Genomic DNA, 14,019 nt, shown 5'->3' with positions numbered 1-14,019 from the left:
GTCATCGGCCTGATCCTCATCCTCGCCGTCGCCTTCGACCGCTGGCTGAAATCGCGGGTAAGGCGGTGATCCAGGTCAGGTCGGCGGGACAGCACCCCCCTCTGTCCTGCCGGACATCTCCCCCTCAAGGGGGGAGATCGGATGTCGCTCCAGCTTTCGCCACTCTCCAAAGAAGCGCGCTTTCGGCGAAGCTGCCAATCTCCCCACTTGAGGGGGAGATGTCCGGCAGGACAGAGGGGGGTGTTCAAGCGCAGCGGAGAGGGATAGGCAAGTTTCGCGCTGAGGAACAGAAGTAGTGAACCACTATCCCGTACCTCCCCGTAGTCGCGGCAATGCGCGCAAGATGCGCAAGGCCATGACGGATGCCGAGCTGAAGCTCTGGAATGAGGTCCGGGCGCATCGTCTCATGGGACTGCCATTTCGGCGCCAGATGCCCATCGCCGGCTTTATCGTCGATTTTGCCTGTCCGGACAAAAAACTCATTGTCGAGTTGGACGGCTCTCAGCATGCTGAGGCCGAAGCTTCGGCATCGGATGCAGCAAGAAGCGCGAGCCTTGAAGCGCTGGGCTGGACTATCCTGCGCTTCTGGAACGACGACGTCATTCGCGATATCGACAATGTCTGCCAGCACATAGTCATGACGGCCGGCGCGGATGTGCGCTGAACTCGGCCGTGCAGGATCGGCGGGACAGCACCTCTCTGTCCTGCCGAACATCTCCGCTCAAAAGGGGCAGGTTTCTGAGGCGAGGTGCCAATGACCCAAATAAGAACCATGACCGAACAGGACGTGCCCTCGGTATCGCGGCTGCTGGGCCAATCCTGGCGCCACACCTATTCGCCAATCCTGGGTGCCGAGACCACGGCACGGCTGTCGGATGAGAAGCACGCGCCGGAGCGGCTGGTGACCGAGCTCGGGGACGACAGCAAGATGTGGTTCGTAGCCGAGCGGGCGGACGGCTCGCTCGCCGGCTACGCGATGGCCGCGATGGGCAACAAGGGCGATGTCATGCTCGAGCGGCTCCATATCGACAAAAGCGAGTACGGCACCGGGCTGGCGGCCGATCTTTTGCACGCGGTTCTTGCAGCGCATGCGGGGATTCCCAGCATCGCGCTGGAGGTGATCGAGGGCAACGACCGGGCAATCGCCTTTTATCGCAAGCACGGCTTCGAAGTGGTCGAGCGCCGGCCGGCTGCACACGGGGTGGGCGGCCACGCCTCGCTGATTATGCGCCGGTTGCTACCGATGGCTTAGAGCGCTGTCGGCGAAGCTGCCAATTTCCCCACTAGAGCAGGCAATCGCGCATCCGCGCCGCGATCATTTACGCTCCTTCCTTGCCGGCTCCCACGCGTTGAGCCGACAGAAACATCAGCGTGTAGGCAGCCTTGCGGCGGTCCCAGCCGGCCGACTCGGCCATATCCAGCAGGCCGTCGACCAAAGGCGCCAGCGCCGCCCTGCAATCGGTTTCATAGTTGAAATCGTTCTTCGGGCGGGTCGGCGCCGCGATCTTCCCAAAACTGTCCGTCATATCCATGGCAACACCTGCTCAGCATTCGACCCGAACCGGCAAGCCCGTGCCCGCGTTGGCGGACACGGCCCATCTGCCGTTTCGAAATCTCGCTTTGAAAGCCTGATCTTAGAAGTCCATGCCGCCACCGCCGGGCATCGGAGGCATGGGCGTTTCCTTCTTCGGCTTCTCGGCCACCATCGCCTCGGTCGTCACCAGCAGTCCGGCAACAGAGGCGGCACCCTGCAGCGCAGTGCGAACGACCTTGGCCGGATCGATGACGCCCTGCCCGTACAGGTCGCCGAACTCGTTGGTCTGGGCGTTCCAGCCATAGCCGAAGTCGGTCGTCTCGCGCAGCTTGCCGACGATGATCGAACCTTCCGCACCGGCGTTCTCGGCGATCTGGCGCACCGGCGCTTCGATGGCGCGACGCACGATGTCGACACCGGTCTTCTGATCGGGATTGTCGACGACAACGTTATCGAGCGCCTTCGCCGCCCTCAGCAGCGCCACGCCGCCGCCGGGCAGGATACCCTCCTCGACCGCCGCGCGTGTGGCATGCATGGCGTCGTCGACGCGATCCTTGCGCTCCTTGACCTCGATCTCGGTCGAGCCTCCGACGCGGATGACGGCGACACCGCCAGCGAGCTTAGCTAACCGCTCCTGCAGCTTCTCGCGGTCGTAGTCGGAGGTGGTTTCCTCGATCTGCGCCTTGATTTGGCTGATGCGCGCCTGGATTTCATCCTTGCGGCCGGCACCGTCGACGATGGTGGTGTTCTCCTTCTCGATCAGCACCTTCTTGGCGCGGCCGAGCATCTCCAGCGTGACGTTCTCGAGCTTGATGCCGAGGTCTTCCGAGATCGCCGTGCCGCCGGTCAGGATGGCGATGTCTTCGAGCATGGCCTTACGGCGGTCACCGAAGCCCGGCGCCTTGACCGCCGCAACCTTCAGGCCGCCGCGCAATTTGTTGACGACCAGCGTCGCCAGCGCCTCGCCTTCGACGTCCTCGGCGATGATCAACAGCGGCTTGCCGGATTGCACGGCGGCTTCGAGCACAGGAAGCATGGCCTGCAGGTTGGACAGCTTCTTCTCGTGGATCAGCACATAGGGTTCTTCGAGTTCGACGCGCATCTTATCCTGGTTGGTGATGAAATAGGGCGAGAGGTAGCCACGGTCGAACTGCATGCCTTCGACCACTTCCAACTCAGTCTCAGCGGTCTTGGCTTCCTCGACAGTGATGACACCCTCATTGCCAACCCTTTCCATCGCCTCTGCGAGGAAGCGGCCGATCTCGGCATCGCCATTGGCAGAGATGGCGGCGACCTGGGCGATCTCGTCGTTCCTGGTCACCTTGCGGGCATTGGATTTCAGGTCGGCGACGACGGCGTCGACCGCCTTGTCGATGCCGCGCTTCAAATCCATCGGGTTCATGCCGGCAGCGACCGCCTTGGCCCCTTCCCTGACGATGGCCTGAGCAAGAATCGTCGCGGTCGTGGTGCCATCGCCTGCGGTGTCGCTGGTCTTCGAGGCGACCTCGCGCACCATCTGCGCGCCCATGTTCTCGAACTTGTCCTCGAGCTCGATTTCTTTGGCGACAGTCACGCCGTCCTTGGTGATGCGCGGCGCGCCGAACGACTTATCGAAGACGACATTGCGGCCCTTTGGACCGAGCGTTACCTTCACCGCATTGGCGAGAATATCGACGCCGCGCAGCATTTTCTCGCGGGCTTCGGTATGAAATTTCACATCTTTGGCAGCCATTGGATCACTCCTTCGAATAGGCAGCTTTTCGTTGACTGGAATGCTTGTTCAGGCCCCCCTCAGGCAGCCCTCTTCATCTCGCCGGCGCCCTCGATAACGCCCAGCACGTCGCTCTCTTTCATGATGAGCAGATCCTCGCCATTGAGCTTGATCTCGGTGCCGGACCATTTGCCAAACAGGATGCGGTCGCCGACCTTGACATCGAGCGGCTGCAATTGGCCGCTGTCGTCGCGCGCACCGGGGCCGGCGGCAATGACCTCGCCCTCCTGCGGCTTCTCCTTGGCAGTGTCGGGGATGATGATGCCGCCGGCGGTCTTCTCGTCGACCTCGATACGGCGGACCAGGATACGGTCGTGCAATGGACGGAACGTCATGTCGTTCTCCTCTCGGGACAAACAGATTTTCGGAGATCCTCCTGACCGGACCGGCAATATCGGCCCGGCACGGGGTGCGCGACCCCTTCATCAGGCATCGCGTGCATACGAACTAGTCGCGCTTTTTTCTGCTTTCAAGAGGGTCACGCAAAAATTTTAGAACTCGACCAATGAGAGTGCCAATGTACTGTAATTGCTTGCACATTCGTCGCTCTCCCGACGCGACTGGAACCTATGTGGAACAAGAGGCGTTTTCGCGGACGGAGATTTCAACGGAAGGAAGATTGCATGACCAGCAGGGACTTTCAGCTCCAGATGCAAGGGTTTGGCCTCACCACGGCGGAGATCCATTACCGCCTACCCGATCATCGAAGCCTGCTGCAGCTCTATATCTGGCAGGAATACGATATCGCCCCTGATTTCCCGACGCTGAAGCATTTCCTTGATTTCTGGGAGCGCGAGATCGAAGGCCCGTTGCATTCGGTGCGCGTCGCCCATCATCACCTGATCCAGCCCTCCGAATGGCGGGCCGTAAACGGCATCATCACCGTCCACTGAAGAGCAAGCCGATCAGCCGCTAGTGGTCAGTGACACTTGGTATCCGGTTGGGCGGTCGGTTCAGGGGTTCAAGGCGGTTAGCAAATCCTGTGTGGAGCGCGGAGCAACGCGACTTCGCGACGGAGTGGCGGAGCTAACCGAAGCGGATCGTGTCCGGAACGGGTCTTCGGCTTACGCGTTGCAACATGGAGGCGACGGCGGGCGTGCCTCACGACGCGCGGTTGGGTCCCATCCACTTGTTGCCGCGATTGGACATGCGAAGCGCGCCGAAGTCATCGCAGAAACGCCCATACATTCGTCATGTCCGCGGCGATGGCAGTGCTGGCACGACGTCGATCCAAAGGAAAGTAGATGAGTGCGTTCTCTCTTTCATCGGACGGGAAACTTGCGATAACGGCGAGCCAGACGTCGTCCAAAAATGACTTCGACTATTTGGTGGGCAACTGGAACATCAGGAACCGTACGTTGAAGGAACCGCTGGCCGGCAGCGACGAGTGGGAGGAATTCGACGCGACCCAAGAGTTCCGCCAAATCCTGGTGGGTTTGGGCAACTTCGACATTTTTCGTACGGAGTTGGGAGGAAAGCCGTTCGAGGGCCTCACCGTGCGATTGTTCGATCCAAAGACGCGTCTCTGGACGATCTACTGGGCCGACAGCAACGCGGGCAAACTCGACGACGGAAAGGTGGGCTCGTTCAATGGCGACGAAGGCGAATTCTTCGGCCGTGAGGTTGTGGCCGGCAAGGACGTTATCGTAAAATTCCACTGGGATAAGCGCAACCCGCAAACCCCGATTTACAGCCGTGCGTTCTCCGCTGATGCAGGCAGAACGTGGGAATGGAATTGGTACTCGAACTTTTCACGACGGTGACTAACTGAGTTGGCCCAAGCAAAATCCCGCTCCTTCGCGTGTAGCCAAGGGAAATCCCGAGCCGGACTCTTATGTCAGTGGGTACAAGTCAGGTGGGTACCACTAGACAGCGGACAAAGTCTCCGGAGTGGGGGAAAGGCAGCTGCCTCTCCCCACTTGTTTTGGATCTCACAATATCGGAGGGGTCCGGACTAGCCGGCGTGGTCGACAGGCTTGCGGGCCGATGCGAGCAACCCGGCCTTGCGCGCCGCCCTGGCGAAGGCCTTGCGCGCATCACGCGCGGTGTGCCAACCGTCGAGCGCGTCCCGGCAGGTCCGATAGGCAGCGCGCCAACTCCGGCCGCGTGCACGGTCCGGCCACTGCTGGCGCATGCATTCGATGGCTTCCCAACTGCTGGCGACCTTGCGCTCGCTGGATTGGAATTTCAACGTGATCGGCTCGGCAAAGCGGACGTCGTCCATCACTTCCTCCGTGTCTTGTGATCGTCTTCTTGTTTGAGCAGCAACGTCATGCTGGCGGGCACCGGCGGCCGGCCGGCGCCGCTGAAGGACATGGTTCGTCTCTCTGCGCGGTTCAAGAGCATCGCGGAAATGGCCGGTTATTCCTCCTCGTCCGGCCCTTGCAGCAGTTCGATCAGCATCGCTACTCTTGCCGTCGGCAGCGGTCGGCCCTCGTTCACCAGCGCCTCGTCGGCGGCGATCCAGGCCAGGGCCTCACGCAATTCTTGGACCGTCCCGTCTGTCGCCGCAATGTCGGCGATAACGGCGTCGTCGACCGGGCCCACCACAGAAATGATCTCGTCGCGTGTCATGGTCAGCTCCATCTGCGATTGCCGGGAACGGAGCCCCGGCAACAGAGGAATCTGGGTCTTGACCTGCGGCAGACAATAACCCGCCGGGGAACTCGGCGTTGGCGATTGAAGCCAGCTGGCAAACAGGCAATCTCCTGCCGGACATCTCGCCGCAAATAGGGAGATTGGCAGCCTCGCCGAACCGACCGAAAAACCGGCAACGCGAAAGCCGCCGGGTCTTGACTTGCGGCGGACAATAACCAGATCGATGGCACCGGTCGCCGAAATGGGGCCGGCGAAACCAGGGAGCGCCAGCTCTTTGGCGCTCCTCGTATCTATGTTGCTCGATGGAGGATGTAGCTATGAGAACCGCATTCGACTTTTCCCCGCTCTATCGGTCGAGCATCGGCTTCGACCGCGTCTTCAACCTGCTGGAAAATGCCCCGCAGGCTTTCGACGCGTGGCCGCCCTATGACATCGCGCGCAGCGGCGAGAACAACTACCGCGTCACCATCGCCGTCGCTGGCTTTTCCGAGGACGACCTCGAAATCACCCATGAACCCAACCTCCTGATTGTCTCCGGCCAGCACAAGGAGCCGGATAACGCGGAGTATCTGCATCATGGCCTCGCCGCACGGCCCTTTACCCGCCGTTTCGAGCTTGCTGATCACGTCAAGGTCGCGGGCGCCACGCTCGACAACGGCCTGCTCAGCATCGATCTGGTACGTGAGGTGCCCGAGGAGATGAAGCCTCGGCGCATCGCCATCGCGACCGATGTCGCCTCGCCGAAGACCGGGCCGAAGGTCGCGCAAGACGAAGCAAACAAGCAGGCTGCCTGAATGCACCAGTCGAGAAAGGAGACTATGCAATGGCTATTCGTGATCTCATTCCCTGGGGCCGGGAGAACAATCAGGCCCCCAGCCTGTTCCGCGACGGCGATCGCGATCCCTTCCTGACGCTGCATCGCGAGATGAACCGCTTGTTCGACGAGGCGTTCCGCGGCTTCGACACGCGGCTGCCGTCGCTCGGTGGCTTCTCCGCTGCCCGCGCCAGCTGGCCCAGTGTCGAAATCTCCGATGGCGAAAAGGAGATCCGCGTCACCGCCGAGATCCCCGGCATGGACGAGAAGGACATCGAGCTGCTGCTCGATGACGGCGTACTGACGCTGCGCGGCGAGAAGCGTGAAGAGACCGAGGACAAGGACAGGCAGTTCTCCGAACGCTTCTATGGCCGTTTCGAGCGGCGTATCCCGCTCGGCTACGAAGTCGACGAAGGCAAGGTGAACGCCGCCTTCCGGAACGGAGTGCTCAGCGTGACGCTGCCGGAGACGGAGCGCGCCCAGGCCAAGGCCAAGCGTATCGCCATCAACGACGGCAACGGCAAGTCCTGATGGCTCACATCAGGACGACGACCCTCCCTTCTGCCCTGCCGGTTCCGGCGGGCAGAGGGGGCAACTGTCGATGACCCGTTCTCCCGACGCTCCGGTTCCGCCTGACCAGGCGCAGCAAGCCCTGCAGTGCCTGACGACCGAGCATTTCGTGCTGCAAAATGCTCGCGCCGCGACCATTCAGGAAGCGAACCAGCGAGCCGATCTGTTCCTGACCTCGGTCTCGAGCGCAACCATTGCCTTGTCCTTCGTCGCGCAGGTCACGGAGATGGGCAGGCCGTTCGTGCTGTTCAGCCTGATCTTGCTGCCTTGCCTTTTCTTCATCGGCCTGGTCACCTTCGTGCGCGCGGTGCAGGTTGCCATCGAGGACATGGTGCATGCCCGCGGCATGGCCAGGATCCGCCACTATTTCGTCGAGCTGACGCCCGTCCTGCAAAGATACCTTGTCAATTCCACCCATGACGATCCCTCGGCGGTGCTGGTCGACAAGGGCCTCAGGCCCTCACCGCTGCAATATTTCATGACCACCGCGGGGATGGTGGGCACGATCAATGGCGCCATCGCCGGCGTCTTCACCGGCATCGTTGTAAAGTCCGCGTTTGGCGGGGGCATGACGCTCGGCGTGATTTGCGGGCTGCTGGTCTTCGCCGCATGCATTCTCATCCTGCGGCGTTACCACAGTCGCGCCTGGGCGGCGGCCGAACAAAGCTTGCCCGCACTGTTCCCGGGCGACAATGTCAACAGCGAAAGCTAGCGCCGACACATCCGGATGTCGAAAAGTGGCAGGGCGACGCCCTTGCGTCTTGCGCGCCAATTGACCATCCTCGCCAACATTATTTGCACCGCGGCCGGGGGGTTCGCATATGCCGACGCTTTATGCGCTGAAACCGGCCTTTCAGGCCAGGTTGCGGCCGCTTGCCGACGGACTGGCCAGGGCCGGCGTCACCGCCAACCAGATCACGCTGCTGGCCGCTGCCCTCTCGCTCTTCACCGGCCTTGTGGTGGCAGCCCTTGCCGGCCACCGCATGGTCTTTCTGCTGATGCCGCTCGTGCTGTTTACGCGAATGGCGCTGAATGCCATCGACGGCATGCTGGCAAGGGAACATGGCCAGGCCTCGAAGCTCGGCATGTATCTCAACGAGCTCTGCGATGTTGTCTCCGATCTCGCTTTGATCCTGGCCTTTGCCGTCATTTTTCCTGCCTGGGGCGTCGTTGCATTCGCTATCGCGGCGGTGATTGCGGAATTCGCCGGCGTGCTCGGCATCGCGGCCGGAGCGGGGCGCAACTATGCCGGCCCCTTCGGCAAAAGCGATCGGGCGCTGGCGCTTGGCATCCTCGCGGTGCTTATCGCGTCCGGCCTGTGGGTCCCGGCGCTCACGCCGCTCGTGTTTCCGGCCATGGCTACACTCTCGCTGGTGACCGCCATCAACCGGATACGCGGCGGCCTTAACGGGAACGGCAGCTGAATTCCGGTCTCGCCAGGGAGAACAACATGCTTCACCAACAGACGGTTGCCGCCGTGGCTCCAGCCAACGTCGAGCGGGTGGCGCAGGAGCGCAGCTTCAAGAGCCATGACGGCACCGAGATCTTTTATCGCTATTGGCCGGCGCTGTCGGAACATCGCAAGGGTGCCATCCTGCTGTTCCATCGCGGCCACGAGCATGGCGGCCGCATGGCGCATCTGGTCGACGAGCTCCAGATGCCCGACCACGCCTTCTATGCCTGGGACGCGCGTGGCAATGGCCGCTCCGCCGGCGAGCGCGGCTATGCGCCGTCGTTTGCCGCGCTGGTGCGCGACATCGATTGCTTCGTGCGCGAGATCGGCAGTGACGGCTTTGCCCGGCGCGATATAGCGTTGATCGCGCAATCCTTCGGCGCCGTGCTTGCCGCCGCCTGGGTGCACGACTATGCGCCTGACATTCGCGCCCTGGTGCTGGCCTCGCCGGCCTTCTCGGTCAAGCTCTACGTGCCCTTCGCCAAGCAAGGCATTGCGTTGTGGCAGAAGCTGAAGGGCCGTTTCTTCGTCAATTCCTACGTCAAGGCGAAATTCCTGACGCATGATCCCGAGCGCATCGCCTCCTTCGACGCCGACCCACTGATCACCCGGCCGATCGCCTCCAACATCCTGGTCGAACTCTACGACCACGCAGCGCGCATCGTCGCCGATGCCCGCGCCATCACCGTGCCGACACAGCTTCTGATCTCCGGCAGCGACTGGGTGGTGCGGCATGGACCGCAGCACGAGTTTTTCGTCAATCTGGCGAGCCCGGCCAAGGAGCGGCATGTGCTGCCCGGCTTCTTCCACGACACTTTGGGCGAGCGCGACCGCCACAAGGCACTCGACCTGATCAGGCCTTTCCTCGAAAAGCAGTTCGCGGCGCCGGAAAAGCCGCTCGACCTGACCGGGGCCGACCGCGCCGGCTACACACGCGACGAGGCCGACCGGCTGGCCTCGCCGCTGCCGCTACTGTCACCCAAAGGTCTCTACTGGGCAACGAGCCGCGCCTCGATCCGCATGGGCGCATGGCTGTCGTCCGGCATGAAGACCGGGATTGCCACCGGCTTCGATTCCGGCTCGACGCTCGACTATGTCTACGAGAACGATGCGCGGGGCATCGGCCCCGGCGGCCGCATGATCGACCGCACCTTTCTCGATGCTATTGGCTGGCGCGGCATCCGCCAGCGCAAGCTGCATCTGGAAGAGCTGATCGGCAGTGCCGCTGAGACGCTGAAGGCCGCCGGCCGGCCGGTCCATATCGTCGATATCGCCGCCGGCCATGGCCGCTACGTGCTCGATGCTGTGCAGAAATGCGCCGAGCCGCCGGCCAGCGTGCGGCTGCAGGATTTCTCCGAGCTCAACATCTCGCTCGGCCGCAAGCTGATCGCCGAGCGCAAGCTGCCGGCGAGCGTCTCGTTCCATCAAGGTGACGCCTTCGACGCCACGATGCTGGCCGGCCTCGACCCGGCGCCGGATCTCGCCATCGTCTCGGGGCTCTACGAATTGTTTTCCGACAATGCCATGATCGCCCGCTCGCTCGGTGGACTGGCCGGCGCCATGCAGCCCGGAAGCCTGCTCGTCTACACCAACCAGCCCTGGCATCCGCAGCTCGAGATGATCGCGCGCAGCCTGACCTCGCATCGCGGCGGCCAGGCCTGGGTGATGCGTCGGCGCACGCAGGCCGAGATGGACCAGCTGGTGGCGGGCGCCGGATTCGAGAAGCTCGACCAGCGCATCGACCAGTGGGGCATCTTCACCGTTTCGATCGCCCGGCGCGTCTGAGCATGGACTTGCCTGCCTCTGCCTTGCCTCGCGATGCCCCTGCCCTTCCGGCCTTGCCGCGCGAGCCGTATCCCGGGATAGTCCTGCGCGCCGCGCTGTGGCTGGCATTTCTGGCGCCGTTCTTCTACTCCACCTACGGCTTCGCCAACTGGCTGGCGTCGCGGCGCGACGATGTCGGCAGCATCGTCTTCGGCTGGGAGCATGGCATCCCGTTCCTTGCCTGGACGATCGTGCCCTACTGGTCGATCAATCTATTCTACGGCCTGTCGCTGCTGTTGAACAATTCGAAGAACGGCGTCGACCGCCTCGCCGGCCGCTATCTGACGGCGCAGATCATCGCCGTCGCCTGCTTTATCCTGTTCCCGCTGACGGCGACCTTCGTGCGTCCGCAGACAAGCGGCCTGCCCGGTTTCATGTTCGCCGTGCTCGGCGGCTTCGACAAGCCCTTCAACCAGGCGCCGTCGCTGCACATCGCACTACTGGTCATCATCTGGGACCATTGGCGTCACAGGTTGACCGGCATCGCCGGCGCCGCCTGGCATGTCTGGTGTTTCCTGATCGGCGCCTCGGTGCTGACGACGTGGCAGCACCATTTCATCGACATTCCGACCGGCGCGCTGCTCGGCCTTTTCGCTCTGTGGCTGTTTCCGCGCGACGGCGAGCTGCCGTTCGCCGGCTTCCGTATGAGCGTTGACCCGAAAGCGCGGCGGCTGGCGCTGTTCTATGCGCTCGGCGCAAGCCTTGCGCTGGCCAGTGCCGCTGCCGGCGCGTTGGTCTCGGCGCTGTGGCTCATCCTGTTGTGGCCGGCACTGGCGCTGGCCATCGTCGCTTTCGCCTATGCCGGCGCCGGCGCCAAAGTGTTCCAGAAAACAGCTGATGGCCGCGTGTCGCTGGCCAGCCGTCTCCTGCTTTGGCCCTACCGCCTTGTTGCCAGGGTCAATGTGTGGGCGTGGACGCGAAAGCTTCCAGCGCAGATCGTCATCGCCGACGGTGTTTGCCTCGGCCGTTTTCCGACTGCCGCCGAGGCCGACGCCTTCGGCACGGTGGTCGATCTTGCCGGCGAATTGGAAAGGCCGCGTGGCGCCTCGATCCGCTGGGTGAGCCTGCCCATGGTCGACCTTTTGCCGCCGTCTCGCGAGGCGCGTGCGCAAGCGGTGGCGGCGATCGAGACGGCGCGGGGCCAGGGCACGGTGCTGGTCTGCTGTGCGCTTGGCTTCCAGCGCAGCGCCGCCGTCGTCGCCGAATGGCTGGTCGCCAGCGGCCGGGCCGACACGCCGGCTCAGGCGCGAGGCAAGCTCGCCGCCGCGGGCCGGCCGGTGCATCTTGGCGTGGACGCACCGGCATGACCGCCTTTCGAGATAGGGCCGAGACGTTCGCCGCCGGGCTGATGGTGCAGGTGGCATGGCCGCTGCTGCTGGTTGCCGCTGCCTTGCTGGCGGCGCCGGTCGTCGGCCTGGCGGCAGTGCCGCAAACATCGTCGCTGTCGGCGGTAGCCTGGCTGATCGCCGCAGCGGGTGCCATAGCCACAATCATTCTCTCGGCCCTGCTTTTGTTCGACGCGCTGCTGTTCCGGCTGATGGCCAGCCACGCCAGCGAGGCAGGCGGCGGTGCCGCGGTCGACGATGTGCTGGCGCGCATGCGGCTGAAACCCACGGCGGCCGGCGGCCGCTCGCTCGACCAGCGGATAGCCGGCACGCGCCGCCTGCTTGCCAAGCAGCGTATCACGTTCGGCCTGTTCGCGGCGGCCTCGGTCGTCGCGGCATTCTTTTGAGCCCGTACATGTCAAAGCTTCGTGTCAGCACCTATACCTTGCTGCAGACGGTGACCTCGGTCGGCCTGTCGGCGCTGGCCTGGGCGGTCACCGGCGTGCGGCCGATCTGGAACGGCAGCCAGCCATCGGACCGGCAGCGCATCTACTTCGCCAACCATGCCAGCCACGGCGATTTCATCCTGCTGTCGGCCTGCCTCAGCGAGAAGGAACGCGCCAGTACCCATGCGGTGGCCGCCGCCGATTATTGGGGCAAGACGCGGCTGCGCCGTTTCATTGCCGAGGACATGCTGTCTTCCGTGCTGATCCACCGGCAGTGGACGGATGAAACGCAGCACCCGATCTCGATCATGCTGTCAGTGCTCGATCAGGGCCATTCGCTGATCCTGTTTCCCGAAGGCACGCGCAACATGACCGACGAACCGCTGCTGCCGTTCCGCTCCGGCCTCTACAATCTGTCGATGGCGCGGCCCGATGTCGAACTCATCCCGTGCTGGATTGAGAACATGTCGCGGGTGCTGCCCAAGGGGCAATTCGTGCCGGTGCCGCTGCTTTGCCGTGTCGTCTTCGGCGCGCCGATCGCTATTCAACCGGGTGAGGAACGCCGCGCCTTTCTCGACCGTGCCCGCGAAACGCTGCTGGCGCTGAACCCCCGGCCGCAACGAGACGATTGAGGACCAAGGCAAAATGCTGCCGATGATGCACGAAACCCTCATTCTGATTGTCGGCCTACTGGCGGTGCTGATCAGCGCCAGCGTCGTCGCCGGCGTCTTGTCATGGCGCGCGCCAAAACCGTTGTCGCCGACGCTGGTCAACCTCACCCAGCGCATCAATGCCTGGTGGGTGATGGTGGTGGCGATCACCGTTGCCTTCTTCTTCGGCCGCCCCGGCATGACCATCCTGTTCGCGCTGATTTCCTTCGCCGCTCTGCGCGAATTCGTGACGCTGACACACAGCCGCCGCAGCGACCACTGGGTGCTGCTCGGCATGTTCGGCATCGTCATCCCGTTCCAGTACTGGCTGGTGTGGACCGCCTGGTACGGGCTCTTCACCATCTTCATCCCGGTCTACTGCTTCCTGCTGATGCCGGCGATCACCGCACTGCACGGCGACACCGAACGCTTTCTCGAGCGCGTCTCGGCGCAGCAATGGGCGGTCATGATCTCGGTCTACTGCGTCAGCCACGTGCCGGCGCTGCTAACACTCGAAGTACCCGGTTTCGAAGGCCGCAACCTGTTGCTGATCGCCTTCCTGATCGTCACCGTGCAAGGCAGCGACGTGCTGCAATATATCTTCGGCAAACTGTTCGGCCGCCACCTCCTGGCGCCGACGGTCTCGCCGTCGAAGACCTGGGAGGGACTGGTCGGCGGGCTGGCGGCATCGAGCCTGCTCGGCGCGCTGCTGTCGTTCCTGACGCCGTTTTCGCCGCTGCAGGCGGCCGGCGTCGCTCTGGTCGCCTGCCTGATGGGATTCTTCGGCGGGCTGGTCGCCTCCGCCATCAAGCGCGATCAGGGCGTCAAGGACTGGGGCCACCTGATCGAAGGCCATGGCGGCATGATGGACCGTGCCGACAGCCTGGTCTTCGCCGCCCCGGTGTTCTTTCATACGGTGCGCTATTTCTGGACAGTATGAGGGTTGGCGCCGTTTGCCGCGGCACCGTCCGGACGGTTCAGCGCGACTTTGCGAAGATAACCTGATCCGTTTCGTTATTACCGTTTTCGCGAAA

At 63.3% G+C, this 14,019-nt stretch carries 18 protein-coding genes; 13 read left to right on the top strand and 5 right to left on the bottom strand.

What is annotated here, in order from left to right:
- Window positions 1-295: 295 nt before the first annotated feature.
- Together NKJ93_RS29995 and NKJ93_RS29990 are read left to right on the top strand one after the other, a co-directional pair.
- Window positions 296-664 (top strand): endonuclease domain-containing protein, encoded by a 369-nt coding sequence (locus tag NKJ93_RS29995; RefSeq protein ID WP_352496058.1) that lies wholly within the window; start codon window positions 296-298, stop codon window positions 662-664.
- Between the two features lie 108 nt (window positions 665-772).
- On the top strand, window positions 773-1,252 hold the full coding sequence (locus NKJ93_RS29990) for a GNAT family N-acetyltransferase (protein ID WP_023718106.1): 480 nt from the start codon (window positions 773-775) through the stop codon (window positions 1,250-1,252).
- Window positions 1,253-1,319: 67 nt separating this feature from the next.
- Here NKJ93_RS29990 and NKJ93_RS29985 read toward each other — a convergent pair whose 3' ends face one another.
- The 3 genes from NKJ93_RS29985 to NKJ93_RS29975 form a co-directional block, all read right to left on the bottom strand.
- On the bottom strand, window positions 1,320-1,532 hold the full coding sequence (locus NKJ93_RS29985; RefSeq protein ID WP_023718105.1) for a hypothetical protein: 213 nt from the start codon (window positions 1,530-1,532) through the stop codon (window positions 1,320-1,322).
- Window positions 1,533-1,634: 102 nt separating this feature from the next.
- Complete coding sequence (gene groL / locus NKJ93_RS29980; protein WP_023718104.1) at window positions 1,635-3,266, bottom strand: chaperonin GroEL; 1,632 nt, start codon at window positions 3,264-3,266, stop codon at window positions 1,635-1,637.
- Window positions 3,267-3,325: 59 nt separating this feature from the next.
- Entirely contained in the window at window positions 3,326-3,640 is a 315-nt protein-coding gene (locus NKJ93_RS29975; protein ID WP_023718103.1) for a co-chaperone GroES, read from the bottom strand.
- 288 nt (window positions 3,641-3,928) lie between these two features.
- On the opposite strand from NKJ93_RS29975, the gene NKJ93_RS29970 reads away from it, so the two are divergent.
- Window positions 3,929-4,198: an usg protein gene (locus NKJ93_RS29970; RefSeq protein ID WP_023718102.1), complete on the top strand. Its 270-nt coding sequence runs from the start codon at window positions 3,929-3,931 to the stop codon at window positions 4,196-4,198.
- A 351-nt stretch (window positions 4,199-4,549) separates the two neighbouring features.
- On the top strand, window positions 4,550-5,068 hold the full coding sequence (locus NKJ93_RS29965) for a hypothetical protein (protein ID WP_352592758.1): 519 nt from the start codon (window positions 4,550-4,552) through the stop codon (window positions 5,066-5,068).
- A gap of 191 nt (window positions 5,069-5,259) precedes the next feature.
- Here the strand turns inward: NKJ93_RS29965 and NKJ93_RS29960 are convergent, their stop codons facing one another.
- Complete coding sequence (locus NKJ93_RS29960; RefSeq protein WP_023718100.1) at window positions 5,260-5,529, bottom strand: DUF982 domain-containing protein; 270 nt, start codon at window positions 5,527-5,529, stop codon at window positions 5,260-5,262.
- Between the two features lie 137 nt (window positions 5,530-5,666).
- The gene (locus tag NKJ93_RS29955) at window positions 5,667-5,879 is read right to left on the bottom strand and encodes a hypothetical protein (protein ID WP_245278542.1); all 213 of its coding nucleotides are present in this window, start codon (window positions 5,877-5,879) and stop codon (window positions 5,667-5,669) included.
- Between the two features lie 341 nt (window positions 5,880-6,220).
- Between NKJ93_RS29955 and NKJ93_RS29950 the strand changes: the two genes are divergently transcribed.
- From NKJ93_RS29950 to NKJ93_RS29910, 9 genes are all read left to right on the top strand, one after another.
- Window positions 6,221-6,697: an Hsp20 family protein gene (locus NKJ93_RS29950; protein ID WP_023718098.1), complete on the top strand. Its 477-nt coding sequence runs from the start codon at window positions 6,221-6,223 to the stop codon at window positions 6,695-6,697.
- A gap of 29 nt (window positions 6,698-6,726) precedes the next feature.
- Window positions 6,727-7,248, top strand: coding sequence for an Hsp20/alpha crystallin family protein (locus NKJ93_RS29945; protein ID WP_352592755.1), 522 nt, complete (start codon window positions 6,727-6,729; stop codon window positions 7,246-7,248).
- Window positions 7,249-7,318: 70 nt separating this feature from the next.
- A complete protein-coding gene (locus NKJ93_RS29940; protein ID WP_036244507.1) occupies window positions 7,319-7,999 on the top strand; it encodes a hypothetical protein in 681 nt (226 codons plus the stop codon).
- A 109-nt stretch (window positions 8,000-8,108) separates the two neighbouring features.
- Window positions 8,109-8,711, top strand: a complete 603-nt coding sequence (locus tag NKJ93_RS29935; protein ID WP_023718096.1) for a CDP-alcohol phosphatidyltransferase family protein — start codon at window positions 8,109-8,111, stop codon at window positions 8,709-8,711.
- A 26-nt stretch (window positions 8,712-8,737) separates the two neighbouring features.
- Window positions 8,738-10,525 (top strand): bifunctional alpha/beta hydrolase/class I SAM-dependent methyltransferase, encoded by a 1,788-nt coding sequence (locus NKJ93_RS29930; protein ID WP_023718095.1) that lies wholly within the window; start codon window positions 8,738-8,740, stop codon window positions 10,523-10,525.
- Window positions 10,526-10,527: 2 nt separating this feature from the next.
- The gene (locus NKJ93_RS29925; RefSeq protein WP_352549529.1) at window positions 10,528-11,871 is read left to right on the top strand and encodes a phosphatase PAP2/dual specificity phosphatase family protein; all 1,344 of its coding nucleotides are present in this window, start codon (window positions 10,528-10,530) and stop codon (window positions 11,869-11,871) included.
- A complete protein-coding gene (locus tag NKJ93_RS29920) occupies window positions 11,868-12,296 on the top strand; it encodes a hypothetical protein (protein WP_031195380.1) in 429 nt (142 codons plus the stop codon). The genes NKJ93_RS29925 and NKJ93_RS29920 overlap by 4 nt, the downstream gene beginning before the upstream one ends.
- Window positions 12,297-12,304: 8 nt before the next feature.
- Window positions 12,305-12,967, top strand: coding sequence for a lysophospholipid acyltransferase family protein (locus NKJ93_RS29915; protein WP_023722954.1), 663 nt, complete (start codon window positions 12,305-12,307; stop codon window positions 12,965-12,967).
- A gap of 22 nt (window positions 12,968-12,989) precedes the next feature.
- Window positions 12,990-13,925, top strand: a complete 936-nt coding sequence (locus NKJ93_RS29910) for a phosphatidate cytidylyltransferase (protein ID WP_352481711.1) — start codon at window positions 12,990-12,992, stop codon at window positions 13,923-13,925.
- The last annotated feature ends 94 nt before the right edge of the window (window positions 13,926-14,019 follow it).

This window comes from Mesorhizobium sp. M0028, from assembly GCF_040323855.1.
Taxonomy (GTDB): domain Bacteria; phylum Pseudomonadota; class Alphaproteobacteria; order Rhizobiales; family Rhizobiaceae; genus Mesorhizobium.
The sequence above is the reverse complement of the archived record's forward strand: the minus strand, read 5'-3'. Positions and strand labels throughout refer to the sequence as shown.

What these genes read in the sequence shown, in the direction of transcription:
- NKJ93_RS29990 (WP_023718106.1), top strand. Translation starts at nt 773, where the DNA reads ATGACCGAACAGGACGTGCCCTCGGTATCGCGGCTGCTGGGCCAATCC.
- NKJ93_RS29985 (WP_023718105.1), bottom strand. Translation starts at nt 1,532, where the DNA reads ATGGATATGACGGACAGTTTTGGGAAGATCGCGGCGCCGACCCGCCCG.
- groL (WP_023718104.1), bottom strand. Translation starts at nt 3,266, where the DNA reads ATGGCTGCCAAAGATGTGAAATTTCATACCGAAGCCCGCGAGAAAATG.
- NKJ93_RS29975 (WP_023718103.1), bottom strand. Translation starts at nt 3,640, where the DNA reads ATGACGTTCCGTCCATTGCACGACCGTATCCTGGTCCGCCGTATCGAG.
- NKJ93_RS29970 (WP_023718102.1), top strand. Translation starts at nt 3,929, where the DNA reads ATGACCAGCAGGGACTTTCAGCTCCAGATGCAAGGGTTTGGCCTCACC.
- NKJ93_RS29965 (WP_352592758.1), top strand. Translation starts at nt 4,550, where the DNA reads ATGAGTGCGTTCTCTCTTTCATCGGACGGGAAACTTGCGATAACGGCG.
- NKJ93_RS29960 (WP_023718100.1), bottom strand. Translation starts at nt 5,529, where the DNA reads ATGGACGACGTCCGCTTTGCCGAGCCGATCACGTTGAAATTCCAATCC.
- NKJ93_RS29955 (WP_245278542.1), bottom strand. Translation starts at nt 5,879, where the DNA reads ATGACACGCGACGAGATCATTTCTGTGGTGGGCCCGGTCGACGACGCC.
- NKJ93_RS29950 (WP_023718098.1), top strand. Translation starts at nt 6,221, where the DNA reads ATGAGAACCGCATTCGACTTTTCCCCGCTCTATCGGTCGAGCATCGGC.
- NKJ93_RS29945 (WP_352592755.1), top strand. Translation starts at nt 6,727, where the DNA reads ATGGCTATTCGTGATCTCATTCCCTGGGGCCGGGAGAACAATCAGGCC.
- NKJ93_RS29940 (WP_036244507.1), top strand. Translation starts at nt 7,319, where the DNA reads ATGACCCGTTCTCCCGACGCTCCGGTTCCGCCTGACCAGGCGCAGCAA.
- NKJ93_RS29935 (WP_023718096.1), top strand. Translation starts at nt 8,109, where the DNA reads ATGCCGACGCTTTATGCGCTGAAACCGGCCTTTCAGGCCAGGTTGCGG.
- NKJ93_RS29930 (WP_023718095.1), top strand. Translation starts at nt 8,738, where the DNA reads ATGCTTCACCAACAGACGGTTGCCGCCGTGGCTCCAGCCAACGTCGAG.
- NKJ93_RS29925 (WP_352549529.1), top strand. Translation starts at nt 10,528, where the DNA reads ATGGACTTGCCTGCCTCTGCCTTGCCTCGCGATGCCCCTGCCCTTCCG.
- NKJ93_RS29920 (WP_031195380.1), top strand. Translation starts at nt 11,868, where the DNA reads ATGACCGCCTTTCGAGATAGGGCCGAGACGTTCGCCGCCGGGCTGATG.
- NKJ93_RS29915 (WP_023722954.1), top strand. Translation starts at nt 12,305, where the DNA reads ATGTCAAAGCTTCGTGTCAGCACCTATACCTTGCTGCAGACGGTGACC.
- NKJ93_RS29910 (WP_352481711.1), top strand. Translation starts at nt 12,990, where the DNA reads ATGATGCACGAAACCCTCATTCTGATTGTCGGCCTACTGGCGGTGCTG.